General features: G+C 46.9%; 26 protein-coding genes, 2 tRNA genes and 2 riboswitches. Of the genes, 22 read left to right on the plus strand and 6 right to left on the minus strand.

The features are described from left to right. Window positions 1-71 precede the first annotated feature (71 nt). Both I2B62_RS00190 and I2B62_RS00195 read right to left on the minus strand, forming a co-directional pair. Window positions 72-827, minus strand: a complete 756-nt coding sequence (locus I2B62_RS00190) for a folate family ECF transporter S component (protein WP_195266973.1) — start codon at window positions 825-827, stop codon at window positions 72-74. 126 nt (window positions 828-953) lie between these two features. Then, window positions 954-1,045, minus strand: a riboswitch (THF riboswitch). Window positions 1,046-1,254: 209 nt separating this feature from the next. Next, window positions 1,255-1,330 (minus strand) — tRNA-Thr (locus tag I2B62_RS00195). Between the two features lie 159 nt (window positions 1,331-1,489). Between I2B62_RS00195 and I2B62_RS00200 the strand changes: the two genes are divergently transcribed. From I2B62_RS00200 to I2B62_RS00215, 4 genes are all read left to right on the plus strand, one after another. Continuing rightward, window positions 1,490-1,741 (plus strand): hypothetical protein, encoded by a 252-nt coding sequence (locus I2B62_RS00200; RefSeq protein WP_195266974.1) that lies wholly within the window; start codon window positions 1,490-1,492, stop codon window positions 1,739-1,741. A gap of 316 nt (window positions 1,742-2,057) precedes the next feature. Beyond that, a complete protein-coding gene (locus I2B62_RS00205; protein WP_195266975.1) occupies window positions 2,058-2,324 on the plus strand; it encodes a hypothetical protein in 267 nt (88 codons plus the stop codon). 54 nt (window positions 2,325-2,378) lie between these two features. Next, window positions 2,379-2,786, plus strand: coding sequence for a DUF6483 family protein (locus tag I2B62_RS00210; protein ID WP_195266976.1), 408 nt, complete (start codon window positions 2,379-2,381; stop codon window positions 2,784-2,786). 126 nt (window positions 2,787-2,912) lie between these two features. Beyond that, window positions 2,913-3,647, plus strand: a complete 735-nt coding sequence (locus tag I2B62_RS00215) for a gamma-glutamyl-gamma-aminobutyrate hydrolase family protein (protein WP_195266977.1) — start codon at window positions 2,913-2,915, stop codon at window positions 3,645-3,647. A gap of 39 nt (window positions 3,648-3,686) precedes the next feature. Here I2B62_RS00215 and I2B62_RS00220 read toward each other — a convergent pair whose 3' ends face one another. Next, window positions 3,687-4,256 (minus strand): Ig-like domain-containing protein, encoded by a 570-nt coding sequence (locus I2B62_RS00220; RefSeq protein ID WP_195266978.1) that lies wholly within the window; start codon window positions 4,254-4,256, stop codon window positions 3,687-3,689. A gap of 132 nt (window positions 4,257-4,388) precedes the next feature. Between I2B62_RS00220 and I2B62_RS00225 the strand changes: the two genes are divergently transcribed. The 9 genes from I2B62_RS00225 (at window position 4,389) to I2B62_RS00265 (ending at window position 14,095) form a co-directional block, all read left to right on the plus strand. Beyond that, window positions 4,389-5,243 (plus strand): hypothetical protein, encoded by an 855-nt coding sequence (locus I2B62_RS00225; RefSeq protein WP_195266979.1) that lies wholly within the window; start codon window positions 4,389-4,391, stop codon window positions 5,241-5,243. A 370-nt stretch (window positions 5,244-5,613) separates the two neighbouring features. Beyond that, a complete protein-coding gene (locus tag I2B62_RS00230) occupies window positions 5,614-6,228 on the plus strand; it encodes a manganese efflux pump (protein ID WP_195266980.1) in 615 nt (204 codons plus the stop codon). Window positions 6,229-6,286: 58 nt separating this feature from the next. After that, a riboswitch (TPP riboswitch) is annotated at window positions 6,287-6,387 on the plus strand. 58 nt (window positions 6,388-6,445) lie between these two features. Beyond that, window positions 6,446-7,780 (plus strand): phosphomethylpyrimidine synthase ThiC, encoded by a 1,335-nt coding sequence (gene thiC / locus I2B62_RS00235; RefSeq protein ID WP_195266981.1) that lies wholly within the window; start codon window positions 6,446-6,448, stop codon window positions 7,778-7,780. A 73-nt stretch (window positions 7,781-7,853) separates the two neighbouring features. Further along, window positions 7,854-8,699, plus strand: coding sequence for a hydroxyethylthiazole kinase (gene thiM / locus I2B62_RS00240; RefSeq protein WP_195266982.1), 846 nt, complete (start codon window positions 7,854-7,856; stop codon window positions 8,697-8,699). 98 nt (window positions 8,700-8,797) lie between these two features. Then, a complete protein-coding gene (gene thiE / locus I2B62_RS00245; RefSeq protein ID WP_195266983.1) occupies window positions 8,798-9,451 on the plus strand; it encodes a thiamine phosphate synthase in 654 nt (217 codons plus the stop codon). Then, window positions 9,444-10,229 (plus strand): bifunctional hydroxymethylpyrimidine kinase/phosphomethylpyrimidine kinase, encoded by a 786-nt coding sequence (thiD, locus tag I2B62_RS00250; protein WP_195266984.1) that lies wholly within the window; start codon window positions 9,444-9,446, stop codon window positions 10,227-10,229. The genes thiE and thiD overlap by 8 nt, the downstream gene beginning before the upstream one ends. Before the next feature lie 102 nt (window positions 10,230-10,331). Further along, entirely contained in the window at window positions 10,332-11,660 is a 1,329-nt protein-coding gene (locus tag I2B62_RS00255) for an MATE family efflux transporter (protein ID WP_195266985.1), read from the plus strand. Window positions 11,661-11,696: 36 nt separating this feature from the next. Further along, window positions 11,697-11,984, plus strand: coding sequence for a metal-sensing transcriptional repressor (locus I2B62_RS00260; RefSeq protein WP_195266986.1), 288 nt, complete (start codon window positions 11,697-11,699; stop codon window positions 11,982-11,984). Window positions 11,985-12,133: 149 nt separating this feature from the next. Continuing rightward, entirely contained in the window at window positions 12,134-14,095 is a 1,962-nt protein-coding gene (locus I2B62_RS00265) for an FUSC family protein (protein WP_195266987.1), read from the plus strand. 41 nt (window positions 14,096-14,136) lie between these two features. On the opposite strand, the gene I2B62_RS00270 is transcribed toward I2B62_RS00265, so the two are convergent. The 3 genes from I2B62_RS00270 to gadC form a co-directional block, all read right to left on the minus strand. Then, window positions 14,137-15,855, minus strand: coding sequence for a SpoIIE family protein phosphatase (locus I2B62_RS00270; RefSeq protein ID WP_195266988.1), 1,719 nt, complete (start codon window positions 15,853-15,855; stop codon window positions 14,137-14,139). A gap of 112 nt (window positions 15,856-15,967) precedes the next feature. Continuing rightward, window positions 15,968-17,005, minus strand: a complete 1,038-nt coding sequence (locus I2B62_RS00275) for a 2-hydroxyacid dehydrogenase (protein ID WP_195266989.1) — start codon at window positions 17,003-17,005, stop codon at window positions 15,968-15,970. A gap of 17 nt (window positions 17,006-17,022) precedes the next feature. Next, entirely contained in the window at window positions 17,023-18,450 is a 1,428-nt protein-coding gene (gadC, locus tag I2B62_RS00280; RefSeq protein ID WP_195266990.1) for a glutamate:gamma-aminobutyrate antiporter, read from the minus strand. Between the two features lie 203 nt (window positions 18,451-18,653). Between gadC and I2B62_RS00285 the strand changes: the two genes are divergently transcribed. The 9 genes from I2B62_RS00285 to I2B62_RS00325 all read left to right on the plus strand — a co-directional run bounded on the left by I2B62_RS00285 (window position 18,654) and on the right by I2B62_RS00325 (window position 25,390). Then, a tRNA-Pro gene (locus I2B62_RS00285) sits at window positions 18,654-18,730 on the plus strand. Between the two features lie 180 nt (window positions 18,731-18,910). Beyond that, a complete protein-coding gene (locus I2B62_RS00290) occupies window positions 18,911-20,032 on the plus strand; it encodes a hypothetical protein (protein ID WP_195266991.1) in 1,122 nt (373 codons plus the stop codon). 21 nt (window positions 20,033-20,053) lie between these two features. Continuing rightward, window positions 20,054-20,722 (plus strand): YggS family pyridoxal phosphate-dependent enzyme, encoded by a 669-nt coding sequence (locus I2B62_RS00295; protein WP_243259381.1) that lies wholly within the window; start codon window positions 20,054-20,056, stop codon window positions 20,720-20,722. Window positions 20,723-20,732: 10 nt separating this feature from the next. Further along, window positions 20,733-21,224 carry a cell division protein SepF gene (locus I2B62_RS00300; protein ID WP_195266992.1) on the plus strand — a complete coding sequence of 164 codons (492 nt, stop codon included), beginning with the start codon at window positions 20,733-20,735 and terminating at the stop codon, window positions 21,222-21,224. Window positions 21,225-21,226: 2 nt separating this feature from the next. After that, window positions 21,227-21,496 (plus strand): YggT family protein, encoded by a 270-nt coding sequence (locus I2B62_RS00305; RefSeq protein ID WP_195266993.1) that lies wholly within the window; start codon window positions 21,227-21,229, stop codon window positions 21,494-21,496. A 103-nt stretch (window positions 21,497-21,599) separates the two neighbouring features. Then, complete coding sequence (locus I2B62_RS00310; protein ID WP_195266994.1) at window positions 21,600-21,965, plus strand: hypothetical protein; 366 nt, start codon at window positions 21,600-21,602, stop codon at window positions 21,963-21,965. A 392-nt stretch (window positions 21,966-22,357) separates the two neighbouring features. Beyond that, the gene (locus I2B62_RS00315) at window positions 22,358-23,701 is read left to right on the plus strand and encodes an MATE family efflux transporter (protein ID WP_195266995.1); all 1,344 of its coding nucleotides are present in this window, start codon (window positions 22,358-22,360) and stop codon (window positions 23,699-23,701) included. 9 nt (window positions 23,702-23,710) lie between these two features. Beyond that, complete coding sequence (locus I2B62_RS00320) at window positions 23,711-24,445, plus strand: YlmH/Sll1252 family protein (RefSeq protein WP_195266996.1); 735 nt, start codon at window positions 23,711-23,713, stop codon at window positions 24,443-24,445. Between the two features lie 21 nt (window positions 24,446-24,466). Continuing rightward, a complete protein-coding gene (locus I2B62_RS00325) occupies window positions 24,467-25,390 on the plus strand; it encodes an RluA family pseudouridine synthase (protein WP_195266997.1) in 924 nt (307 codons plus the stop codon). The last annotated feature ends 152 nt before the right edge of the window (window positions 25,391-25,542 follow it).

Genomic DNA, 25,542 nt, shown 5'->3' on the forward strand with positions numbered 1-25,542 from the left:
CTATTGTACGGAGTTTTCAATGATAAGATTTGGAAATACAAAAAGAGCTGTTTTTACACAGCTCCTGAAACCTATTTTTTTACAAATTTTGGCAATACCTTCAGTAAACCCACCAGGGCGATTGTGTAAAGTGGTATTAGGAAGATATTGGTGATGACCCGCGCGGGTAAAAGCACGGTCACGGCCTGGCCGTACAAAATGGTTAAGAACCAGGTGTTTAAAATAATGGAAGTTATCAGTTGGGTCACACTGACGATGAACAGAATATAGTCGCTTCGGTATTCGCCTAACACCTCGGAACGCCTGACCGTAATGATAGGGAAGATCACAAAGCCGACCATCAGGGCAATAAATAACACTAAAACAAATGGATTCAGCGGTTCACCGGCATAGTAGATTGTGCCATTTTCAAAGCTGAACAATCCGGTTAATACTAAAACACCAACAGACAACACGATAAAACCAAGGTTAAACCATTCCAGATGCTTGATTTCCTTTTTTCTCAGCAGCATCCACAGCAAGCCGGGAATCAGGCCTGTGAGGCCGCTGGCAACCGTGAAACCAAGAAAGAATGGACCGCCGGGCTTAATGAAGAAGCACAGCAGATCGGAAATAAAGCCGACGATAAAACCGGCGAGTGGTCCCAATAAGATGCCGGAAAGCATAATCGGGAGAGATGTCAGATTGATTCTGAGAGACGGAAAACCGCCCAGAGGAATATACATCTCGAATAAAATTTTCAGCACAATGCTGATGGCAATGAGCAAACCACAGTTGACGACCAGTTTCGTACGGGTGGTGCTACGGGATAAAGCATTACTTTTCATGAGAACCTCCTTCAATTTCAGAAAGTAATGCTTCCGCACGCCTACAACTATTGTATCCCGAAGGATAAGACTTGCCTGCATCTGTTGGACAGCCAGGCTCCCTGCGGACAGGGTTGTTGATTTGTACAAGCGGAAGCGACAAGGTACCGCAATGACCTATTTTCGTTTAAAGGCAACTTCCCATCCTTTAACACTTTACGCACCTTGTCTACTCTTTGTATTGGTTAGCCTCATCATAGCATAGGTTTATATATTCTGCAATGCTTTTTAAGGGTATTATTTAAACATTTACGACAGGCAGAAAACAGGCATTCAGGCGGTTTTGAGCAGATAGAGAAAATATGGTTTGGACGCCGGAAAACTGGCAGCAGAAATAATTAAATAAAAAACGGATTTACCAATCTGGTAAATCCGCTCTGTTTTTTTGTGGAGCTGAAGAGGGGAATCGAACCCCTGACCTATTGATTACGAATCAATTGCGCTACCATCTGTGCCACTTCAGCTTAAGATTTCAGCTCTCATATAATAACACAACAGCGCTGTTTTGGCAATCCTTTATTTTCAATCTTTGCACTGCCTTTTTTAAAAAATGTGAATCCGCTGGCAGCGCTTGGGTATATGCTTATGATATAAAGTGAAAAAATGGAAAAGGAGTTTAAAAAATGAATTACTTACAGTTACTTGAACGTTCAGAAAAGGAAAGAAACGAGGCACTGCTGTCCTTGGATTTGAACCGTATTAAGGTTTATTGTATAAAATTTGGTCTTTTAATTCCGGAAAACGACCGTGTTTTTTTAGAAAATGTCCATAAGGCGATTTTGCAGGTAAGGGATGCCAGCATGGAACAGAGAGAAAAATCCAGAAAATGGCTGAAAGAAAACGGCGCTTCACTTGAATGTAGTTTTATGCCTTGAACAAAAGCTAGATCAAGTGAAGGTCGGTCAGAAGGCTCCGGCTTTGAACAGAGCGTTCCATTGAACTAGAATCGAAACATAGTATAGCGAAATGAGTGGGGCAAGTCAAGGGATTGTTCCAAAAAATTTTTCATATAAAATCTGAAAAGGCATAAAAGGTTTGGAGTCAATGATTTTATTTCCTGATGTTTTATCCGGGGTGGTTTTGGATAAATATTTTCAGAGAGATTCCGGTCTTTTTATTGATAAAGAGTGACTAAAGTGGTAAAATAAATCTATAAATGTATAGAATGATATAGAATGAGGTGGATAAAGGATGGATGTTTACGCAGCAGAGAAAATTGCGACAAGAAAGTTTATAGAGCATATAGGTCAGGACTTCCTTCGTCAGAACACGAAGAATATGACCTCCAGTTCTGAGACGATAGGAAATACTTTTAAAATTACCTGGACAATGGACGATGTGAATGCCGATGAGATTCTGACAGCGGGTGACGAAAAGAATGAAACGCAGTTTGTCAGTATAACCGTGGACATGGAAAGCGGTGAAGTTCAGGTAGTAGAGGATACAACAGCCGAATAAAGAAAGCCCCGGTTCGCCGGGCTTTTTTTAGGTGAGAACAGACAGGAGAAAGCGATGCTGAAAAATGACTATTTAATGGAGATGATCGGGGCGATGTGCCGGGCGGTCAGTGAGATAATTTTTAAACGGTCAAAAAAAGAATATGCGGAATGTCATACCCTGGCCAATGACCAGTATCAAAGCCTTCTGGGCATGTCGCTTGATATGATTCTCAGCCTGCCGTCGGAAACCGTCTTTGATCTGTTGGGAAATTTTGGAGAGATCGAGCCTAAAAAGGTATTGACGCTTGTCGATCTTTTAAAAGAGGACGGTGAGGTTTTTAAGGAGGAAGGCGATGAAGCCACCGCAGATGCCATCCGTGAAAAATGCGAAGACCTCTTGAATCTGTTAGACCGTTACGATTTGGATGAAGACGCCCTTGCTGAGCTGGACAAGCGCATGGCCGCATTTGGAATTGACTGACAAGAGCAGCTCCAGTAAAGAAAGTGCTTGTTATTTTAAAGATTTTGGGGTAATATTATTTTAAAGTATTTCAATGGCGAAAGCTTGAGGAAATACTTTTTTTATATTTTGTTGGAGGAAAACAGAATGGAAAAAAAACCTAAAATAGGGGTATTGCCCCTTTATGATACAAAACAGGCAAGCAAATGGAACAGCATCTGGATTTTTCCGGGATACTTGGACGGTATTCTGGAGGTGGGAGGCATGCCCTTTGTCCTGCCGCTTTTAAAGGACGAAGCGGACATCCGCGCGCTTGTGGATGGGTTTGACGGATTTTTATTTACCGGCGGTCAGGATGTGGATCCGGCTCTTTACAACCAGGAAATGACAGAGTACTGCAATGAGGTTTCACCGGAACGGGACTATATGGAAGCGATCCTGCTAGATGAAGTCCGGAAACAGGACAAAGCCCTTTTCGGTGTTTGCAGAGGGCTTCAGTTTTTTAATGTGGCTTTGGGCGGCACCCTTTATCAGGATCTGATCGCGCAGAGAAAAGAAACCAGCCCTGTACAGCATTCTCAGAAAACAGAGTTTATCTTCCCGGTACACGATATCGAAATTCAGGAAGGCAGCAAGCTGTTTGAAATTATCGGAGAGCGGACAATTCGTGTCAACAGCATGCATCATCAGGGGATTGCGGAGCTTTCCCCACAGCTGGAGGCAACCGCGCGCGCCAAGGACGGCCTGGTAGAGGCTGTCGAGATACCAGACATGACCTATGGTCTGGCAATTCAGTGGCATCCTGAGTTTCTGTGGCCAAAGCGCGCCTATGAACGGGATTTGTTTAAAGCCTTTGTGGAGGCGGCAAAAAAGCAGGCATAAAGAAAAGGACGCATCCGGCAATGGGTGCGTCCTTTTGAATTAGCGGTTATGTCTTTTGTAAAGAATGCCGATAATAACCGCGGCGATAATGACAATCGCGGCAACGGCAGCAATGGAAGTTCCGGTGATGGAGGCCGCTGATTTTACGGTGGTAAAATGGACCTCGACAGGATCCTGGAGGTGCTGTCCGGTGGTGGAGGTTAAATGGGTATCCACCTTTATAATGTATTCCTGATTGCTCTTCAGGGTATCCTTCGGGTTAATACGGATTGTTCCCCAGTCCTCAGGGTCGATGAGATCATCGGACAGAACAATGTCCGCGTCAATCTGCCTGCCCTCACTCCAGAGGGTCACGGCCTTTTCATTGGCGGCTTTTACCGCAGTGTTGACCACATTCTGGTTAAAGGATACAGAAATTTCTGTAAAGGGCTGTACATCGGTGGCGCCGTCCTGCGGGACGCTGGAGGTCAGGGTCAGGGGACTGCCCACAGCCCCTTCATTGAGCGCGGGATCGCCGGCTGGCGTTTCGGCCAGAATTGGGCTGAAACCAGACAACAGCAGGAGGGAGAGAATCAGAGTGAGATTTGTTTTAAAAAAGTTATTTTTCATTGTAGCGACTCCTTAATTTTACATAAGCTATTATTACAGTTACCCAAATTTCTTAAATAAAAAACGATTTTCCCGTGTCTGTGTTATAATGGTTCAGAAAAGCGATGAAAATTTTTAGAAAGGAGCCAGTTTTTGAAAAAGGAAAAGAAGAAAAAAAATAAAGGCGAACCGGCAAAGAAGAGCCGCGGTAAGGTTTTTTTATACATATTGCTGCGTGTTTTAGTCGTTGCGGTGATGATTGCCCAGATCTGGAATCAAAACTGGAACAATGTTTTTCTGTGTGTTCTGACATTGATTTTGTTTATGATTCCCAGCTTTGTGGACAAGCAGCTCCACATCGAAATGCCGACAACCCTTGAAATTATCATCATATTATTTATCTTTTCAGCAGAAATTTTAGGTGAGATTCAGGAATATTATTTGATTTTTGACCATTGGGACGCCATGCTGCACACCATAAACGGTTTTCTAATGGCAGCGATTGGGTTTTCGCTGATTGATATTTTAAATCAAAATGAAAATTTCAGTATGAGCCTGTCACCGGTTTTTGTGGCGGTCTTTGCGTTTTGTTTTTCAATGACGATCGGCGTGCTCTGGGAATTTTTTGAGTTTGCCGCCGATTGGTTTTTCCAAACGGATATGCAGAAGGACACCATTATCCAGAGCATCAGCTCGGTGATCTTTAATCCAGAGGGGAAAAATGTCGCGGTCACCATTCCCATTGAGAGCATCGTTGTTAACGGACAGACCTGGAATTACGGCGGCTATATTGACATTGGGCTCATCGATACCATGTCCGACCTGTTTGTTAATTTTATCGGCGCGGTGGTCTTTTCAATTTTTGGCCTGTTTTATATCAAAGGCCGTGGAAAAGGGACCTTTGTCAAACGCTTTATGCCAAAGCTCAAGAAGAAACAGTCGAGAGAGAATATGGAAGCGGAGGATTCCGAAAGTTTGAATATTTCGGGGTCTGGCCCCAAGGAGTAAGCAGAAGAGACGTCGTGAAAAGCGGCGTCTCCTTTTGTATTCTGTGGGACTCTGGGGCTTTTACAGCCAACTTGTTAATAAAATAACTTGACAATTATGGAGGGAAATGTTATCATTATTGACAGTTAATGAAAACGTTTTTGAAACGCAGGATATAAGGTGGGATCAAGGGGGATACCATCTTCGGAAATGATATCTGAATGAACGTTTTCTTAATGGGGAAAATGAAGGGGAGTTAGATACCTGGTACAAGGGGGTACCAGGTATCTTTGTTTTTTGATAAAATTTACCAGAGGACAACGATAATTCACAGGGCTGAAAAGGTATAATATAAAAAGAACGTATAAAACTAAACAGGGAGCATGATAAAATGCTTGTTTTAATGGTATCCGCTTTATTATTCAGCCTTTCCTCCAACCTTGACAATATTGTTGTGGGCCTGGCTTTTGGCATAAAAAAAATTCATCTCGACGCCCTCTCCAACCTGATCGTGGCGGTGATCACCACGACAGGGACTGTCATCGCCATGCTGTTTGGCCGGTGGCTGTCGGGCTATATCCCAGAACGGATGGGCAATTATCTGGGCGCCGGGATTATTATGCTGCTGGGCTTTTATTTTGTCATACAGGGGTGTGTCAAGCTCTTAAAAGAGAAAAAATCAGGCACCTATGCCATGAAAAGCACCAATGAGATGGCAGAAAAAATGGATGCGTCGGTTCACGATAAAGCCCATATCCAGTACCGCGAAATTGTAGTGGTTGCACTTGGGCTGACTTTTAACAATCTGGGCACAGGAATAGCGGCCAGCATTACCGGTGTCAGCATCCGCTTAACGGCAGTGTGTACCTTTGTGATCAGTCTTGCCGCCTTATGGTCGGGCGCCCGCCTTGGAGGGCGTGTGGTAGGACCGCTTTTGGGGGATTACGCGCCCGTTGTTTCCGGTGTTTTGCTGGTGGTCTTAGGCCTCGTTGAAATGTTTTGGTAAATATGAAGAAACCCCTTGTTATTTCTCAGCACATAGGATAGAATAAGAAAGACAAATGAGTTGATGCCCGGGGAGCTTTTGCTGAGATTGGATTAAATCCTAAACCCGTTTTACCTGATGCGGTGTAACGCCGCCGTAGGGAGGACAAGTTGAGCTAAGCAGCGTACCCGTGGGTGCGCTTTTTTTGTTGAAAAACTGAAAAAGTTAAGGAGAAAATATGGAGCTGTACACAACTCAAATGGATGCCGCGCGCCGAGGCATTGAAACCGAAGCGATGAAGCGTGTCGCGGAATATGAAAACATGCCCTTAGATACTTTAATGGGCCTGGTGGCAAAGGGACAGGTCGCCATACCTGCCAATAAAAATCACCGCTGCTTAACCCCCTATGGGGTCGGCAGCGCGTTGAAAACAAAGATCAATGTCAATCTTGGAACCTCCAGAGACTGCCTGAATCTGGATGTGGAAATGGAAAAGGTAAAAAGCGCGGTTGACATGGGCGCAGAGGCCATCATGGACCTGAGCTCCTTCGGCGATACGCGTAAGTTCAGACGCAGGCTGACCGAAAGCTGTCCGGCCATGCTTGGTACCGTGCCGATCTACGACGCCGTGGTTTATTACAATAAGCCACTTCAGGAAATTACGTCCCAGGAATGGATTGACATTGTGCGCATGCACGCAGAGGATGGCGTTGATTTTCTGACGCTGCATTGTGGAATCAACCGTTCGACAGCCGACCGCTTTAAGAACAACGGCCGTCTGATGAACATTGTATCCCGCGGGGGATCGTTAATTTTTGCCTGGATGGAAATGACCGGCAATGAAAACCCATTCTTTGAGTTTTATGATGAAATCCTGGAAATCTGCCAGGAACACGATGTCACCATCAGTCTTGGCGATGCCTGCCGTCCGGGCTGTATTGCGGACGCCGGAGATATTTCACAGATTTCGGAGCTGGTAACCCTTGGAGAACTGACACAGCGCGCCTGGGATAAAAATGTCCAGATCATTGTTGAGGGACCAGGCCATATGCCCCTCAACCAGATTCAGGCCAATATGGAAATCCAGCAGACCATCTGCAAGGGCGCGCCCTTCTATGTGCTGGGACCTCTGGTGACAGACATCGCGCCGGGTTACGACCACATTACCTCAGCCATTGGCGGGGCCATTGCAGCAACCTATGGAGCTTCTTTCCTGTGCTATGTTACGCCTGCCGAGCATTTAAGACTGCCGGATGTCGATGACGTTAAGGAAGGCATCATCGCTTCAAAAATTGCGGCCCATGCGGCCGATATCGCCAAAGGACTGCCGGGAGCCGCGGATTGGGATTACCAGATGGGAGTTGCCAGACGTGAGCTTAACTGGGATAAGATGTTTGACTTGGCCATTGACCCCGAAAAGGCAAGGCGTTACCGCGCAGAGTCGACACCCGAAAATCAGGATACCTGTACCATGTGCGGCAAAATGTGCTCAGTGAGAAATATGAACAAGGTCTTAAACGGTGAGCATGTGGATATTATGGAAGATGCGCAGGAGTGCCCTTCCGGTAAATAAACAGCGTACGCAGGTGACTGGCGCGGCTTGAAAGGCCAGCCGGCATCTGCGTTTTAATTTTAAAGGAGAAAAGATGATCCGATTAAACGAAAATTTTGTTGATATTTTTGAAAACACCCGAAAAAACCCTCAGCTGGTCCACAATATTACCAATTATGTCACGGTCAACGACTGTGCGAATATTCTTTTGGCCATGGGTTCGTCCCCGATCATGGCAGATGACATAGAAGAGGTGGAGGAAATCACCACAATTTGCAGCGCTTTAGTGATCAATATTGGCACGCTGAACAGCCGGACAGTTGAATCCATGATTGCGGCGGGGAAAAAGGCCAATGCGCTGGGACATCCTGTGGTACTGGACCCCGTGGGGGCCGGCGCGTCCAAGCTGAGAACTGAAACCACACACCGCCTACTCAAGGAAGTGAATTTTTCCGTTATCCGTGGCAATATCTCGGAAATTAAAACGGTCTATGCCGGAGCCGGCACAACAAGGGGCGTGGATGCGGATGTGAAAGACACAGTGACCGATGAAACCCTGGACGCGACCGTTGCTCTGGCCAAAGAGCTGTCGGAAAGAACCGGCGCGGTCATTGCCATTACCGGCGCTATGGATCTTATCACGGATTCGGAAAAAGCTTATGTGGTAAAAAACGGACACCGGGATATGTCCAGGATCACCGGTACGGGCTGTATGCTCAGCGCCATGACCGCAGCCTATGCGGCAGCCAACCCAGACAGTGTTTTGGAAGCGGTGGTATGCGCTGTGGCCAGTATGGGGATTGCGGGCGAGCTGGCTTCACGTCAGGTTACGAATAATCAGCTGGGGACAGGAAGCCTGAGAACTTTTATCATGGATAATGTGAGCACCATGACAGGCAATACCATCGAAACCTATGCAAAAATTACCTTGATTCCGTAAGGTGAAAAAGCTAAAATAATGTTATAAAATATCTCAATCGGGTATAAAACAAACAGGAAAAGTGAAAGCTAAGATTTGATTGTCAAATTAGGAGAATTATGAAAAACAATGTAAAAAAAGAAGATATGCTGCTCTATATCGTCACGGACCGTTCGTGGCTTGGTGAAAGTACCCTTAAGGAAGAGGTTCAGGCCGCGATAGAGGGCGGCGCGACCTTTCTTCAGATCAGGGAAAAGGATATGGCGCGCCAGGATTTTGTCAGTGAAGCCCGGAGCCTGAAGGCGTTGGCAGAGGCAGCGGGCATTCCCTATGTGATCAATGATGATGTGGAGATCGCTTTGGAGGTGGACGCAGATGGCGTCCACATTGGTCAGAGCGATGGTGCTGTGGCCGAGACCCGGAAGAAAATCGGCCCAGATAAGATTTTAGGCGTGTCCGCCCAGACGCTGGAGCAGGCTTTGGCGGCAGAAAAAGACGGCGCGGATTACCTTGGTGTGGGTGCGGTTTTTTCAACGTCTACAAAGACTGACGCGAAGGCGGTTTCTTTTGAGACGCTCAAAAGCATTTGTGACCGTGTGGAAATTCCAGTGGTGGCCATCGGTGGTATCAGCGAGGAAAACCTGTTGGCGCTTTCCGGCTCAAATGTCGACGGCGTCGCGGTGATTTCGGCTGTGTTTGCCCAGCCGGATACGCGGGCTGCGGCACAAAGAATTCGAAAATTATCTGAAAAGATGGTGAAATCAAATGATTAAGGCATTGACAATTGCAGGCTCCGATTGCAGCGGAGGCGCGGGGATACAGGCAGATCTCAAAACCTTTGCGGCTTATGGTGTTTACGGCATGAGTGTGATCACTGCCATAACGGCGCAGAATACCACTGGAGTATTCAGAGTAGAGGATATTTCTGAAAAAATGGTGGAAGCTCAGATGGATGCAGTCTTTACAGACATTGTGCCGGATGCGGTAAAGATCGGTATGGTTTCTTCAGAAGCCATTATTCATGCCATTTCTAAAAAGCTGAGAGAATATACCCCTGAAAATATTGTGCTGGACCCGGTGATGGTCGCCACCAGCGGTGACGTCCTTTTTGACAGAGAAGCCCAGTCGGTTTTGATTAACGACCTGATGCCGCTGGCAGATCTGATCACCCCGAATATTTCAGAAGCCGAGATTTTATCGGGTATTCCCATTAAATCTAAAAATGACATGATCCGTGCCGCCCGCGATATCGCCGGCTACTATAAAGGCGCAATATTGGTAAAGGGCGGGCATTTGGAAGACCGTGCGGATGATTTGTTTTATTATGAAGGCTTTGGCTATTGGCTGCCCGAAGAAAAGGTGGATAACCCCAATACCCACGGTACAGGCTGCACGCTGTCCTCTGCCATCGCCGCGAATCTGGCAAAGGGCGATACCATGATGGACGCGGTTAAAAACGCAAAGGCTTATGTGCATGGCGCAATCCTGGATGGCCTTGACCTTGGAAAAGGAAACGGACCACTGAACCATTTGTATCAGCAGAAAAATTAATTTCATTTAACCCCCTTAGGGGGTTTTCTTAATTTGCTTGTAAAATCGGTGGAAGGGTGCTATACTGAAAATAACCCCCATAGGGGGTTATGGAGGTGCAGCATGTTTCATTTGAAAATGAACAAAAACGACCTGAAGGTCATTGGTGTATTGGCGCTGCCCGTGGTGGTGGAGACCATTCTGCAAACACTGCTGGGAACGGTCGACACCTTTTTTGCAGGACAAATTTCAGACGATGCCATCGCGGCAGTCGGTGTAACCAACCTGATTGTTAATATCTTTATTGCGCTTTTTACAGCGGTCAGTGTGGGCACGCTGGCGGTTATCGGCAGATATGTGGGGCGCGGCGATATGGAAAGCGGCAACCGGGCGCTTCAGCAGTCGGTTTTGCTCAGCCTGTTTATTGGCGTCAGTGTCGGTTTGATGAACCTGGTCTTTTACAGGCCTATTCTCAAAGTTTCGGGCGCCGGCGAGGGCATTTTGGATTATGCGGTACCATATTATATGGTGGTGGTGGTGCCCATTGTGTTTTTATGCCTGTCACTGGTTTTATCCAGCTGCCTGAGGGCCACAAAGGATAATGTTACCCCTATGGTGGCAACAGGAATCGCCAATGTCCTGAATATTTTTTTGAATGTTTTTTTCATCAGGCTTGGTTTCGGCATTGCGGGGCTGGCGCTGGCGACTACGCTGTCACGGGTCTTTGGCGTGGCTTTGCTGGCAGCGCGCCTGGTAAAGGGGAATGGTTTTTTAAGGCTGCCGCTTAAGGGCTGGGTTCTTGACGCAGAAATGCTCCGGTCAATTTTACGCATTGGTATCCCAGCCGGCGGTGAAAAGCTGATCATGCGCGCCGGTCAGCTGGTATACGGCGCCATGATCCTGTCCATCGGCGCAGACGCCTATGTGGCGCATAATATCGCAGGCACCATTGAAAACTACACCTATATTCCTTCCATGGGATTTGGGGTGGCGGCGGCAACGCTGGTCGGCATTGGACTTGGAGAAAACAACCCGGAGAAGGCCCGCCGTATGGCGCTGGCCTCAAACACGCTTTCCACCATTTTCATGGTGCTGATGGGCGTGGTGATCTTCATCTTTGCGCCGTTTTTTGCGGCGGCCTTCACACAAACGCCGGAGGTGCAGACGCTTGCGGTAACGGTTTTGCGGATGATTGCGCTTTTTCAGCCCTGCAGCGCCTTAACCCAGGTGATTGAAAGCGCTTTACAGGGGGCTGGCGACACGCGCTATCCCATGCTTCTGACACTGTTTGGGATCTGGGGCATTCGGGTCTGTGTCGGTTATTTTCTTGGTGTTGTGTGCGGCTTTGGACTGGTGGGGGTGTGGACCGCCTATATTCTCGATATTACAGTGCGAGGTTTTTTACTGCTGCGGCGTTTTAATGGTGGTAAATGGCAGATGGTTGCTATATAATACAAGTAAAAGAACAAGGTGAACAGGAGAAATAAAATGGCAGCCAAGCATGAACACGAGCATGAGCATGAAAACCGGAAGGCTGTGCTCAACCGGATGTCCAGGGCCATCGGCCACATGGAATCGGTAAAGAGAATGGTAGAGGAAGGCAGGGATTGCAGCGAAATTCTGATCCAGATATCCGCCGTTAAATCCGCTGTCAATAATATCGGAAAGCTGATTTTAAAAGATCATATCAGCCACTGTGTGGTCGATGCGGTGGAGGAAAATGATTTGGAGGTTCTGGCGGAATTGAACGACGCCATCGACAAATTCATAAAATAATAATATTTAAAGGATTTTGTGTTATTCTGAAAAATGAAGACCTTCGGATATGTTCTTTTGGTTTACGGACATAGGCGTTTTGCCGGGAAGCGGGTCTTCATTTTTCATGCAGAAATTTTAAAAACAGGGACAAAGAGGGGGCAGGCAGTATGCGGGAATCCATAAAAGCCCTGAAAATCAAAGAGCACTTTATCAAAGCGTTTCCGCCGGCATTGATTCTTTTAGCCATTTTCTTTTCGAATCAGCTGCTTTTTGGCGCGGCCAACGCGATGCTTGCGTCACCGGTCACCGTTCTTTTTCTCAGAACACGAAATGAGGATGGGGTGGAGTGGCTTATACTCAAAGCTTTGGGCATTAACATGTTTCTGGCTTTCTGTGCCTTTGCCGCGGGCCTGGGTCTCGCGATGACCGTCCTGATCAATTTAACCGTTCCTTTTTTGCTTGTCTATTTCATGACTGACGAGTATACGCCGGGCAGTTATTTTCCATTTGGTATGAGCTTTGTTTTCATGCAGCTTATCCCCATTCAGCTCACAGACATTCCCATGCGCCTTCTGGCGCTGGTCTATTCTTTTCTTCTGGTTTATATCGGCTTAAGGATCTGGAAGCATTTTAAACCGGTACCAGCGATTCACGATATTTCAAAAAGTGCTTTTATTAAAATTACAGAGTCCTTTTCGGCTTTGGTTCTGGACAACCGTGAAGCGGCGCAGGAAGCGCAGCGGGAGCTTTTAAAAATCAATCAAAATTTATGCGGCCGGATTTATAAAACAAGACGCTTTCGTTATTTTACCACCATCGAAGGGGCCTGCTATTTTAGGCTGGTCATGATTTTTCAGCGTATGGAAAACCTGATTCTGACCTTTTTCAGGAAGCCGGAGCTTCTGACCGATGCCAACAGGGCTTATCTTAAAGGGCTGATCAGGGTTCTGGAGCACCTGATCAGAGACTTTGACAGTCGTGAGTATCGTGAGGTTGTCGGAGAACTGATCGCCTTTTCGGACAACTGTCGTATGGATAAAACAGATATCAATGACAGCATGCTGCTCGATATAAACCTTTTGATCAATGCGTTGGAGGGGATTTCTGAAGCGGCTGGAAGCGGTGTTTACAGGGAGTGGGTTATCCCGCGGAAATCAAGGATGCTGGGGCGTATTTACGCGCATCTTTCGATTGAGTCCTTTAAATTTCGATTCGGTGTCAGGCTGTCACTGGTTTTGACTTTTACATTTTTGGTATCCGGTCTGCTGCCAGTGACACATGGCTATTGGCTGCCGCTGGCGGCCTATATACTCACACGTCCTTTTTATGACGAGAGTGTGAGTAAAAGCCTTGACCGTATAAAGGGAACGGTCATTGGGCTGGCTGCGGCCTTTTTTCTTTTTTCAGTTTTCACGACTTACCCGGAGCATATGGTCTTGACCGTCATGGCTGCCTTCTGTATTTATGCGGCTGATGATTACGCTACCCTTGTGGTTTTTGCCACCTGCTTTGCCCTTTCGCAGACAACACTGACAATGCCCTCTAACGACGCTCTGGCGCTGCGGCTGCTCTTTACACTGGGGGCGGTGCTGGTGTCTGTACTGGCCAGTAAATTCATACTGCCTATGCGGTATTATGATCAGTTTAAAATCGAGATGGACCGTTTGGTGGTATTGGACCGGGCAATGGTTATGCGTATAAAACAACTGCTGAAGGGAGAACAGCACCGGGATGTTGTTCGTGAGATTATCCTGAAATCCTATCTGGTCAGCGACCAGATAGAGGCCGATTACCAGGCGTCGGTTTCGGGTTCGTGCAATCAGCTGGTAGAGGGCTTCCTGCCGGAAAACCGTCAGCTGATGACGGCCCTGGCGGATGTGTATTACCTGATCGGTCTGCAGGGAATTGAGCCGGAGAAAAAAGGTGAGACAGAAGAAGCAGTGCAGCAGCTGGGAATCTGGTTTGAGGAAATACAGCTGTGTCTTAAAAAAGAGAAAAGAAAAAATCCGGTTCCGGAAAATGTAAAGCAAACCGATGACGGGAGCTATATCCTCCGTTTGTTAAACAGCGGAAGAGCACAGGCCCAGGCGCTTTTTAATTTTATTGAAAAAAATATTCAAGATTTTTAAGTTGAGACAGGACATGGCAGAAATGTCCTGTCTGTTTTGGTTTAAGAGACCATGGGACGGCGGAATTTAAGGCAGAGCATGGTGATATCATCATGCTGCTCGGCGTCCTGTGTAAACTCGGACAGGCAGCCGCGGATCTGGTGAAGAATATATTCAGAAGAGTGATCATCGTAGTGAGGCAGGTCGTTCAGTGCTTTTTTCAGGCGGTATTCCTGGAAAAAGGCGCCGTTTTTATCGACCGCTTCGGTGACGCCGTCGGTATATAAAAAGAGCGCGTCCCCCGGATTAAGCTTAAGGGTCTGGCGTTTGTAACGCACATCGGGCAGAATCGCCATGACAAAGCCTGGCTTCATGTCAAGAGGCTCGAACCTTTCGTTCCGGCGTCTTAAAAGCGGTGGGTTGTGCCCGGCGTTGACAAAGGACAGAATCCCGGTTTTCAGGTTTAAGATCCCGAGGAAGGTGGTAAGAAAAACACCTTCGGCTGTGTTTTTGTATAAATGGTGATTGGCACGCGTAAAGATTTCGTCAACATCCAGACCTGTCAGCACCTGGTCAATGATGTGTTCCTTAGAGCTCATCATAAAAAGAGCGGCTGGAACACCCTTGCCGGATACATCCGCGATGATAAAAACAAGCTTGTCATCATCCATTAAAAAGAAATCGTAGAAATCCCCGCCGATCTCCTTGGCCGGAGTCATGCGGCCGCTGATGCTGAACTCAGACCGGTCAGGAAAGGTTGGAAAGGGGTCGGGTAACATCGCTGTCTGAATCTGCTGGGCAATGCTCAGCTCGGTGGAGCTTCTTTCCTTTTCAGCAGCCAGACGTTCTTTTTCTGCAACGTTGGCCCAGAGCTTGCGCATGGTATCGTTGATTTTGTCGATCATCTCATTAAAGGCCGTGGCAAGAACCTCCAGTTCGTCTCCGGTGTGGACATCCAGCTTTTTGTTCCAGTTTTCCCCATCCATCTGCTTTATGTCCTCTGTCATTAAAAGCAGCGGGTTTAAGAGCTTCTGGCTGATGGCGTTGGAGATGCCAAAGCCAATCAGGTTAATGGCCACCAGGGGAATGATGGACAGATCATAAATAATCAGGGCAAAGGTGTGGCTGTCGGTATTGAGCAGATTCATGCTGTACAGGATCGCAATGGTCGCCACAAAAACCGCCATCACAGAAATCAGAGAGAAATAATAGACCAGCAGTGTGATTTTAATTTCAAAATTCAGTTCAATTTTTTTCAGAAACATCAGAACGATTGGAAAAAGCAGGGTACAGACAAGGGTGTTTGAGACAACAATGGGCAGTCCCAGACCGACAAATTTTTGCAGAGCGTCAACCCCTGGCTCCACCACCCGCGTTAGCAGTGCATAGGCGGCGGGGACGATATTAACCAACAGGATATATAAAAAAAAGATCGTAAAGGACCGGTTCGTACGGATTTTATCTTCCGTTTTAGGGAAAAACCCCATGATCAGACCGTAGAGTCCATTGGCGATGCTCCAGTTCAGCAAAAATTCAATACCGTAGCCGGTTACGATGTCGCTCATGGCGTTGCCGAGAAAGCCGACGGTAAAACCATAAAAAGGCCCCAGTAGATATCCTGAAAGCAGGGGAAGGATAAGCTGGGGCCGGATGGACACATAAGGCACCTCGACCAGACTGAAGTCAGCCAGAAGAATATTCAGGGCCGCGTAAACAAAGGCCATGATCAGGGCAATCATTAATTTGAAAGGGATGGATAGCTCCCGGCTTGTGTTGTCCATAGATAATCTCCTTGGTGAAAGTTCCACCCATTATAACACAGATTATTTAAAACACAATAAGCCGAAGGACAATCATATCAGCTGTCCTCCGGAGTTTGTGTCATCTGTCGGCTCAGAAACAGGTCTGATGGTTTTCCCGGCGGCGGCAGTCCCCTTTTTCCTCGCACTGGTAACAGATTTCATTGGGGGTAAATTCGTGTGCTTCATAGGCTTTTATGTTTTCGAGGGTCGTTGCGGCAATCTGGTGCAGCGCCTCTGTGGTTAAAAAAGCCTGATGGCTGGTCAGCAAAACGTTGGGGAAGGTAATGATCCTTGCAAGGTCACGGTCATCCATGATTTTATTGGACCAGTCTTCAAAAAAGTAGCTGTCCTCTTCTTCGTAGACATCCAGGCCAACGCCGCCGATTTTATGGGCGTTGATACCGTTAATCAGAGCCTGGGTGTCGATCAGTGCTCCGCGGGAGGTATTGATTAAAATAACGCCTTCCTTCATCATGCCAATGGTCTGATCATTGATGATATGACGGGTTTCTTCGGTTAGAGGACAGTGAAGCGAGATGATATCGGATTTTTCCATCAGCTCTTCGAGCGGCACATACTGGATATCCAGCTTGGCGTTTGGAAAAACATCATAGGCGATCACGTTCATATGAAAGCCCTTCAGAATGTCGATCATCATCTGCCCAATGCGGCCGGTTCCGATAACGCCGGCGGTTTTCCCATAAAGGTCCATGCCGGTCAGGCCGTCAATATTAAAATTAAAGTCGCGTGTCCGGGCATAGGCTTTGTGTGTTTTGCGGTTGACGGCTAAAAGCAGTGAGGCGGCGTACTCTGCCACGGCAGCCGGGGAGTAGGCCGGAACCCTCAGAATGCGGATGTGTTTTTCATAGGCTTCTTTCATATCGACATTGTTGTAGCCTGCGCTGCGCAGAAGAATAAGGTGTGTTTTCATCTCCGACAGCCGGTCTATGATTTCCTTTGTGACCTTGTCATTGACAAAGACACAGATCGCGTCAGCCCCCTGGGCATATTCCAGTGTATGGATATCCAGGCGGTTTTCAATATAACGGGGTTCGTGGCCCGCCTCTCTCAAAAGGGGATCGAACCAGAGTTTATCGTAGGGTCTTGTATCGTAAAAAGCAATTTTCATTTAAGTGCCTTCTTTCTTTAGTTTTTATGTTTTTTCCGCTCAATATGATAGAGCAGGAAGGGGAGTGTCAGTACGATTAAGAAGCTGATCACCAGGATCATATCGTAGCGCATATCATTGCCAGGGGCCAGCTGATCGGGCGGGAAAAAGGTCACCACAAAGGTGAAGATCGACATCAGAAGCCCGATGCCAGCAACAATGGTTTTAACGAGCCGTCCGCCAGGGATCTGGTAAGCTCTTTTATACTCGGGATGCTTATACAGCAGAATAAAGTAAGCGCCGAAGAATAAAAAGTAAGTGATCAGATAAATCACAACGGACAGAGATATGGCGGTTAAAAACGAAAGGTTGTTTCCGCCGCCGCCAAAGGTCAGGACTGCCGCCCAGATGGTGACAATGACGCCTTGGCCCAATATCAGATTTGTGGGAATGCCGCGCCTGTTGGTCTTTTTAAAAACTTTTGGCAGCAGGTTATCCTTAGCCGCCACGTAAAGTCCCCGTGACGGGCCGACAACCCATGAGCTGACCTCTGCCATAACGCCGACGGCAATCATGGCCCCGAGTATACGTACCATCCAGAGCAGGTTTGGATTAAAATAGCGGAACAGATTTTCAAAGGTCTGTACCACTCCGGAGCTGTAGCTCAGATCCTGGGCGGGAACGACCATCGCGACAGAAATACCGCCCACGGTATTTAAAATAATTGCCAGCACGACTAAGATGATCATGGTCAGGGGGTAGTTTCGGCTGGGGTTTTTCAGCTGATTGACGTGAGTGGCAGAAACCTCAATTCCCATAAAGGACAGGATAAAGGAGGCAAAGATTACCAGGTCGTCCACATCCTTAAAATCAGGGATCAGGGTATGCAGGTTCATTTCCAGATGAATCGGTCCGCCGGAGGAAACATAGGCGCCGGTCAGCCCAAAAAGCAGCAGTACCGGGAACAGAATGCCGGCGATAAAGCCGATCTTTGAAATCATGGCGGTGTATTTTGTGCCGCCAAGCTGTGACAGGCTCAGGGCCCAGAAAACCACCAGAACACCAATGAATTTAATGAAAGGATTTTGTTCCAAAGCAGGTATGTTAAAGACATAGGAGAAGGAGCCAAGGATAAAGTAAATCATTGATATAAAACCGATGGTAATCTGGAACCACTGAAAAAATATGGCTGCAAAGCCAAAGCGTTCACCAATGGTCTTACCGACCCAGGTAAACACGCCGCCTTCCTCCCAGCCTTCAACGGTGGCCATTTCTGCGGCGCAGAGCGAGACGGGGATAAACCACAGGAAGCCGCCTGCAACCAGGAAAAAGGCCAGTGAGAAGCCTGAGGAGGCAAAGGTCGCGTATTTATCCGCGGTCATAACCATTGAGGCTGTCATAGCGAAAAAGCTGAAAAGTGTCAGCTTTGACGTTTTTGTTGTATCGTTGAGTAATTGGTTTTTCATTTTATACGGGTACCATTCCTTATCTTTGGAGTGCTAATAGATAAATACCCAGATGACCGGGGTCTTAACGTGAAATAAAGGCACAGAAACCGTTTGAGGTAATAAATTTTCGACCCTTCTCAATATTTTTCTTATTTTTTCATTAAATATTGAGATTTCCACTTGAAATTTTTCATAAAAACCGCTATAATAATCTTCGATGTCTGGGTGTAGCACAGTTTGGTAGCGCGCGTGAATGGGGTTCACGAGGCCGGAGGTTCGAATCCTCTCACTCAGACCATTTTTTTTATTCAAAATCAGTAATTATAACAAAATCAGTAAACTAACAGGTGAATAAGATGAGTCAAGCTACACGAGAATCGAAGAGACGGGTCAATAAACGGAGAAAATTGATTATTGGCGTCGTTTTTTTTTAGTTGCCGTCATAATCGTTGCGGGTATTTACCGGAACAATCAGCGGATGCTGCTGGAGACCTCTGAATATACCAATGCTTATAAAACCAATTTTTTCTTTTTTAAAGACATTGATTATATCGAGCTGGATGATTTCTCTGCGGCAGATTTAACCCTGCCGGAAGGGGAAAAGACCAACGGCTACAAAACGCTGACCCAGTCGCCGAAGGCGATAAATCAGAATTTTCTGAAATACCAGATCGAAACCATTGATCAGATTATGGCGGATAAGTATTATAATGACTGGCCTTCAGTCATTAATGAAATTACGGCAAATTACGTGGGTATGGCCAAGATCACCACACAGTTTGGCCAGGCTGACCGGCAGAGAAAGGAATTTCTGGTTGACTCCGTTCAGTTTATGGGCGAAAACCAAGATGAGCTTAATCAGCAGAAGGCCGTATACGAGAGCTTAAACGACGGCCAGGCAAGAGACATGACATTAAGTGGTTTACAGATGATGGGCTCAGGGTATGTTTATACTACCCTTAATGCCATGGAAAAAGTCGTCAGCGAAAGTGCTCTGCCTTATATTAACACGAATTTTCTGAAGACGGCCAGCAAAATTGACAAAGAGGATCAGACGGCCCTTAAAATTATTAATAACGACCATATCTTCACGGCTTTTTCAATCCCCAACAGCGAAGCGGTGGAGGGTGAAGAGGAAGCACTGGCGAACAAGGAAGAATATATGGGAACCCGCGGTTCAGAAAAGAACGCGGAATATTATAAATTCCTGGTCAAACGGGTGGATCAGCTCCGCTATTATCCTACCCTTTCTTTTGAAAATGGCCAGAATACCTATAAAGGCTATCTGGTTGATGTTATTGAGGATGGCGATAACAAAATCATCGTCATGCTGGTCAAGGATTATGTCAATGTCTTTGCCAACGAGATCATGATAAATACCGATGTTAATATCGAGCGGTTCAGCTGTTTTCAGGTTCCGCAGAGCGCGATCATTAAAAAAGAAGGCGCGACCTATGTAAAAACGCTTGAAAAGGGCTATTTCGAGGAATTGACACCCGTAACGGTGTACAAGTACGATAAGGGGATGGCTGTTTTAAAACTGGATGACGAAAATAACAAAGCCCTGTCCTCTGGTACGACCATTAAGGTTTATCCATAAATTTTCAGAGAAAGAAGTGAAATGAAGATGGCAGATCATGTCATTGCGGAAAATATCGCGGCAATAAAAAAAGACATTCCGGAAAATGTAACACTGGTGGGGGTGACCAAACACCGCAGTGTTGAGGAGACACAGGCAGTTGTTGACGCCGGCGTCCATGATCTTGGAGAAAATAAGGTACAGGAATTTCTGGCAAAGGTCGATGAGATCAAAGGACCGGTACGCTGGCATTTTATTGGGCATTTGCAGCGCAATAAGGTCAAGTACCTGATGGGCAGGGTTGACCTGATCCATTCGGTGCACTCCATCGAGCTCCTGAAAACCATTGAAAAGGAAAGCGCCAAGCACGGTGTGCGGACGCATGTTCTGATTCAGTTTAATCTCGCCGAGGAGGACAGTAAGTCCGGTTTCATGGCAGAAGAATACAAGCAGGTCATGGAGGAAGCGGGAAATTGTCCGCACCTTGAGATTCAGGGTCTGATGTGTATTGGCCCCATGACAAAAAATTCTGATGAAATTCATAAAGTTTTTAAGCAATTAAAAGAATTATATGATACAATAGACACAGAATACCATGGAGAAAATATAAATATGCAATATTTATCCATGGGAATGACGGATGATTACCCCATCGCCATAGAAGAAGGGGCTACGATTGTAAGGATCGGAAGAAAAATATTTAATCGTTAGGAGAAACAGCATGGCAAACGAAAAATTCAAAGATAAAATCATAAAGGTTTTCGGTATGGAAATGGATGACGACGATCAATACTACGATGATGAGTATTATGATGATGAAGTAGAGGAAGCCGTCGAAGAACCGAGAAACACCTATGCACCCCAGCCCAAGAAAACAACGCCTGCCCCGAAACGTACTGGTCTTGTAGGCATTGGCGACGGTCCGGAGGTTTTGGTTTTAGACCCTGAACGTTTCGAGGACGCACCCGGGATTGTCAATAAAATCAAAGCGGATAAAACGGTTGTCGTTAACCTTAAAAACACAGAGTACGAAGACGGCCAGAAAATTTTTGATTTTCTTAACGGAGCTGTTTTTGCGCTGGAGGGCTCCATTAACCGTATCGCCGATAATGTTTTTATCCTTGCGCCAAAACAGGTTTCTGTTTCTACCAGCATGGAAAAGGACGAAAGTGAAACAATTACCCCTATTTTAAACTGGGATGATGATAAATAGGAATGATCGAAAACATTTTACTGGTTGCCGGTCAATACCTTGTTGAATTAATCACGCTCCTGATTGTAGCGAATATTCTGATGAGCTGGTTTAACCCAAGCCCGGATAATCCGATCGTCAAAGTGATTTATGGCCTGACTGAGCCGATTTTATCACCTCTGCGCCGTTTCGCCATCATTGGTCCCATTGATTTTTCTGGGATTGCGGCAGTGGTTTTGCTTCAGTTTATCATTTTTCCACTGTATAAAATGCTGATCAGCGCGATTTTTTAGCTTATAACCGTCTGCCGCCATGGACAGACGGTTTCATTTAAAGTCTCTTAGAAAACGAATACATAAAAGTTTTCTATTATACATGAAAGGAGGTGAACAAAATATGCGCTCAGGGCAATATGCTTTGTATCATGGAGAAACCTTTAAATGCCAGGAAATTATGCCAGATACCTTTAAATTAATTGTGGACGGTAATCAGGCGCCGCCGGGTTTCAGACAAAGCAGTTATGGTGATTTTACCAAGATGGTCCGCTATGAAGATCTGGAAAAAATAATGCAGATTAAGACAATGGTCGTTTACCGCAATGAAAATCTCACGCTGCTGGAGGAAGACGAGAAAAGGCTTCTTGTTGCAACAGGTGATCAACGCATTGGGATTCGTCTGGGAATGACAGAGAACGGAAGGGGAGAATTCGTTCTTGAATTGTCAAAATCAGAACCCTATGAGATCCTCGAATCTATGGAGTGAGCTAAAGGAAGAAGGTTTTGTGTGAAAAACCGGTAATAAAATACCGGCTAAAGGCTGTTAAAAAGTGGCGTAGTCTGAGACTGCGCCTTTTATCCAGATAAGAAAAAAGGTCCAGGCGCTGTGGATAACGGCCGGAAATCATGCCGTATTAGAGGAGCAGCCGGACACTGGGGAGATAAGGGATGAGCCTTAGTAAAGAAGCTGAAACTGCATGGGTAGTGCCCGCAGGCCGTTTTTTCCTCCTTAGGTAAAAGGCTTCGTCTCGTTGCTTTTTGACAGACTGAAACCGGTGGCAGAACACCGGTTTTTTTGTCGTGGGTTTTGCTTGTGAATCGCTGCGTTTTTAGCTATAATTAAAAAGATTGTTTATGAATTGTTTGGGGGGATAGCGTTTGGAACAGAGAATACAAAACCTGACAAAGGGCAATATTTATAAAACGCTGGCAGTTTTTGCGCTGCCCTATCTGCTGGCTAATTTTATCCAGGCGCTTTACGGCGCGGTGGATATGATGGTGGTCGGCTGGTTTAACGATGCCGCTGTCGTCGCGGCAGTCTCCATCGGAACGCAGATGATGCAGATTGTCATAAGCTTTGTAGCGGGTCTGACCATGGGCGGTACCATCATCATCGCCCAATATTATGGCGGCGGCAGGGAAAAGGATACCCTTGAGACCATCAGTACCATGCTGACTCTTTTTGCCATCGCCGCGTTTTTGATGACAATCCTGTTATTTTGCCTGGCCGGCCCTTTTTTAAATCTTTTGAAAACGCCTCAGGCGTCCTTTGCTTCGGCCATGGATTATGTTCGGATCTGTGCCTGCGGAATCTTTTTTATCTTTGGCTATAACGCTCTGGCCGCCATGCTCAGAGGCCTGGGGGATTCAAAAAGCCCGCTGTATTTTATTGCGGTAGCCTGTGTGTTTAACATCGTTTTTGACTTACTGCTGGTCGGTGTCCTGAAAATGGGCGCGGCGGGCGCGGCTCTGGCTACTGCGGGCTCTCAGGGGGTCAGCATGATTCTTGCAGTCGTCTATCTGAACCGGAAGGATTTTATTTTTAAATTTAAAAAGGACAGTTTCAGGATTTACAAAGACAAGGTAATCAGGCTCTTAAAGGTTGGGATTCCAGTCTCCCTTCAGGAGACCCTGCTGCAGATTTCTTTTCTGTTTATTACAGCCATCATCAACACCATGGGGGTGGTTGCGGCCGCAGCGGTAGGCATTGCGGGTAAGTTTGACGCTTTTGCCATGCTTCCTGCCGGCGCTTTTTCCGGCGCCATCGCCGCCATCGCCGCTCAAAATATCGGCGCGGGCCAGCCTGAGCGGGCAAAAAAGTCCCTCTTTGCCAGTATTGTGATGTCGTTGGTCTGTTCCGTTCCCTTTTTTATCTGGGCGCAGGCGTTTCCAGCGTCCATTTTACAGATCTTCAGGGCGGAGCCCGCGGTTGTAGCGGCGGGGACCGCCTATCTGAGGACGTTCAGCATTGATTTTATGCTTGTGGCCTTTGGCTTCTGCTTTCTCGGCTTTTTTAACGGCTGTGGACGGACGACCTTTTCAATGGTCAACGGTGTGGCGGCGTCTCTGCTTGTCCGCCTGCCGCTGGCATGGGTTTTGAGTGTGGCGCTGTCCGGCAGCCTGATGGCCATCGGTCTGGCGGCACCGGCGGCCACGTTGGTCTCGGTGGTGGCAGAGATCGTTTATTTAAAGTTGGGGCGCTGGAAAACCCCGGTAGTATAAGGAGTGAAAATGGATAAAAAAGATGAATTTCTGCTGGCCAGAGTAGAGGAAGCCTGTCAGAATAATTATGCCCCCCTGTTTTTTGATTTCCAGGATGAAGCCATGCAGCTGAAAATGGAAAAAATCTTGAAGCGTTCAGGTGAGCCCTATCTTTTCTGGGGAGGAATGGAAAACGCCGGCCGGAGAATGCTGTGTGTTTATCCGGACTATGTAGATGCCAGTGATCTTGAATGGCCAATGCTGGCGGTCCTTTTCCCAAAGGAATTTCCAATGGATCACCGCAATGTGCTGGGCGAACTGATGCACCTCGGCATCACGCGTGAATGTGTGGGCGACATTCATGTGGGAGATGAAATGGTACAGGTGATCTTTGCAGACCGCCTGAGGGATTTCATTGCCCTGAACTTCACAAAGATAAAGGGCCGGACCATTAAGCCTGAAATACTAAAGGCGGATCAGATCAAAGCCTTTGAGCTGCGGTTTAAGCGTCTGGAGCTGGTAGCCGCCTCGGACCGTCTGGACGGTGTGATCAATAAAATATGGGGTTTTTCGCGTCAGGACAGCATTACCTATATCAAGCAGCGCCGGGTCCGTGTCAATTACGAGGAAATAACGAAAAATGATTACCGGATCAAGGCTGGCGATATTATTTCGCTCAGAGGCAAGGGCAAAGCAGTGGTCACAGAGCTCGGCGGTGTCACTAAAAAAGGAAACCTGCGCCTGGTGGTCGACAAATATATTTAGAAGAAATTGAGGAATGATTAAATGGAAATAAAAGAATACCATGTCCCGGAAGAAAGCGCGGGGGTGCGTCTGGACGCTTATTGCGCCGAGCAGGAGCCGGATTTTTCCAGAGGCTATATCAAGAATTTACTGACGGAAGGTGCTGTGAAGGTGGATGGCAGCCAGAAAAAGGCCAGCTATAAGCTGAAGGGCGGTGAGGTCATCGCCATCGCCGTACCCGATCCCGTGGAAAGCGCCATTGAGCCAGAGAACATCCCCCTAGAGATTATCTATGAGGATGAAGATGTGATTGTGGTCAATAAACCCAAGGGGATGGTGGTGCACCCGGCTCCGGGAAGCCCTTCCGGCACGCTGGTCAATGCGCTGATGTACCATACCGGCGAGCTGTCAAGTATTAACGGCGTTTACCGGCCAGGGATCCTCCACCGGATTGATAAGGATACCTCGGGGCTCCTGATGGTGGCCAAAAATAATGCGGCCCATCAGAATCTGACCGGGCAGCTGAAGGCGCATACCATTACGCGCCAGTATAAGGCGCTGGTGAAAGGGATTATGGAAAACAACCGCGGTACCATTGATATGCCCATCGGCAGGCATCCCAAAGACCGTATCCGTATGGCGGTCGTAAAGGAAAATGCAAAAGAAGCGGTTACGCACTTTGAGACGCTTAAACGCTACGTCGAGGGCTATACACTTATGCAGTTCCGGCTGGAAACTGGCAGAACCCATCAGATCCGGGTGCATATGCAGGCCATCGGTTACCCCATTGCGGGAGATCCTTTATACAAGGGCGATAAAAAAAATCCCTTCAAAACCCAGGGGCAGTGCCTTCACGCCGAGCTGTTAGGCTTTAAACACCCGCGTACAGGCGAATACATGGAATTTTCTGCGCCATTACCAAAGGAGTTTCAGGCGATTCTGGACGGGTTGAAGGAAATAGAGTAAAGTTTTTTGCTTTAATAAAATATAAAATCAAAGAATTAAAGCCGGGTGTTGTCATGTGACACATATGACAAAGCGCGGACGGGGAAGCGGTCTGTTTTGTTTTTAAACAGACCGCTTTTTATTTATTTTTATACAATAAGATAGTAAAATAA

It is taken from the genome of Eubacterium sp. 1001713B170207_170306_E7, assembly GCF_015547515.1.
Classification (GTDB): Bacteria; Bacillota; Clostridia; order Eubacteriales; family Eubacteriaceae; genus Eubacterium.

What these genes read in the sequence shown, in the direction of transcription:
- I2B62_RS00320 (WP_195266996.1), top strand. Translation starts at nt 23,711, where the DNA reads ATGGATAAAAAAGATGAATTTCTGCTGGCCAGAGTAGAGGAAGCCTGT.
- I2B62_RS00190 (WP_195266973.1), bottom strand. Translation starts at nt 827, where the DNA reads ATGAAAAGTAATGCTTTATCCCGTAGCACCACCCGTACGAAACTGGTC.
- I2B62_RS00300 (WP_195266992.1), top strand. Translation starts at nt 20,733, where the DNA reads ATGGCAAACGAAAAATTCAAAGATAAAATCATAAAGGTTTTCGGTATG.
- I2B62_RS00310 (WP_195266994.1), top strand. Translation starts at nt 21,600, where the DNA reads ATGCGCTCAGGGCAATATGCTTTGTATCATGGAGAAACCTTTAAATGC.
- I2B62_RS00200 (WP_195266974.1), top strand. Translation starts at nt 1,490, where the DNA reads ATGAATTACTTACAGTTACTTGAACGTTCAGAAAAGGAAAGAAACGAG.
- I2B62_RS00230 (WP_195266980.1), top strand. Translation starts at nt 5,614, where the DNA reads ATGCTTGTTTTAATGGTATCCGCTTTATTATTCAGCCTTTCCTCCAAC.
- I2B62_RS00275 (WP_195266989.1), bottom strand. Translation starts at nt 17,005, where the DNA reads ATGAAAATTGCTTTTTACGATACAAGACCCTACGATAAACTCTGGTTC.
- thiE (WP_195266983.1), top strand. Translation starts at nt 8,798, where the DNA reads ATGAAAAACAATGTAAAAAAAGAAGATATGCTGCTCTATATCGTCACG.
- I2B62_RS00305 (WP_195266993.1), top strand. Translation starts at nt 21,227, where the DNA reads ATGATCGAAAACATTTTACTGGTTGCCGGTCAATACCTTGTTGAATTA.
- I2B62_RS00270 (WP_195266988.1), bottom strand. Translation starts at nt 15,855, where the DNA reads ATGGACAACACAAGCCGGGAGCTATCCATCCCTTTCAAATTAATGATT.
- thiM (WP_195266982.1), top strand. Translation starts at nt 7,854, where the DNA reads ATGATCCGATTAAACGAAAATTTTGTTGATATTTTTGAAAACACCCGA.
- I2B62_RS00290 (WP_195266991.1), top strand. Translation starts at nt 18,911, where the DNA reads ATGCTGCTGGAGACCTCTGAATATACCAATGCTTATAAAACCAATTTT.
- I2B62_RS00210 (WP_195266976.1), top strand. Translation starts at nt 2,379, where the DNA reads ATGCTGAAAAATGACTATTTAATGGAGATGATCGGGGCGATGTGCCGG.
- I2B62_RS00255 (WP_195266985.1), top strand. Translation starts at nt 10,332, where the DNA reads ATGTTTCATTTGAAAATGAACAAAAACGACCTGAAGGTCATTGGTGTA.
- gadC (WP_195266990.1), bottom strand. Translation starts at nt 18,450, where the DNA reads ATGAAAAACCAATTACTCAACGATACAACAAAAACGTCAAAGCTGACA.
- I2B62_RS00325 (WP_195266997.1), top strand. Translation starts at nt 24,467, where the DNA reads ATGGAAATAAAAGAATACCATGTCCCGGAAGAAAGCGCGGGGGTGCGT.
- I2B62_RS00260 (WP_195266986.1), top strand. Translation starts at nt 11,697, where the DNA reads ATGGCAGCCAAGCATGAACACGAGCATGAGCATGAAAACCGGAAGGCT.
- I2B62_RS00215 (WP_195266977.1), top strand. Translation starts at nt 2,913, where the DNA reads ATGGAAAAAAAACCTAAAATAGGGGTATTGCCCCTTTATGATACAAAA.
- I2B62_RS00205 (WP_195266975.1), top strand. Translation starts at nt 2,058, where the DNA reads ATGGATGTTTACGCAGCAGAGAAAATTGCGACAAGAAAGTTTATAGAG.
- thiD (WP_195266984.1), top strand. Translation starts at nt 9,444, where the DNA reads ATGATTAAGGCATTGACAATTGCAGGCTCCGATTGCAGCGGAGGCGCG.
- I2B62_RS00265 (WP_195266987.1), top strand. Translation starts at nt 12,134, where the DNA reads ATGCGGGAATCCATAAAAGCCCTGAAAATCAAAGAGCACTTTATCAAA.
- thiC (WP_195266981.1), top strand. Translation starts at nt 6,446, where the DNA reads ATGGAGCTGTACACAACTCAAATGGATGCCGCGCGCCGAGGCATTGAA.
- I2B62_RS00220 (WP_195266978.1), bottom strand. Translation starts at nt 4,256, where the DNA reads ATGAAAAATAACTTTTTTAAAACAAATCTCACTCTGATTCTCTCCCTC.
- I2B62_RS00295 (WP_243259381.1), top strand. Translation starts at nt 20,054, where the DNA reads ATGAAGATGGCAGATCATGTCATTGCGGAAAATATCGCGGCAATAAAA.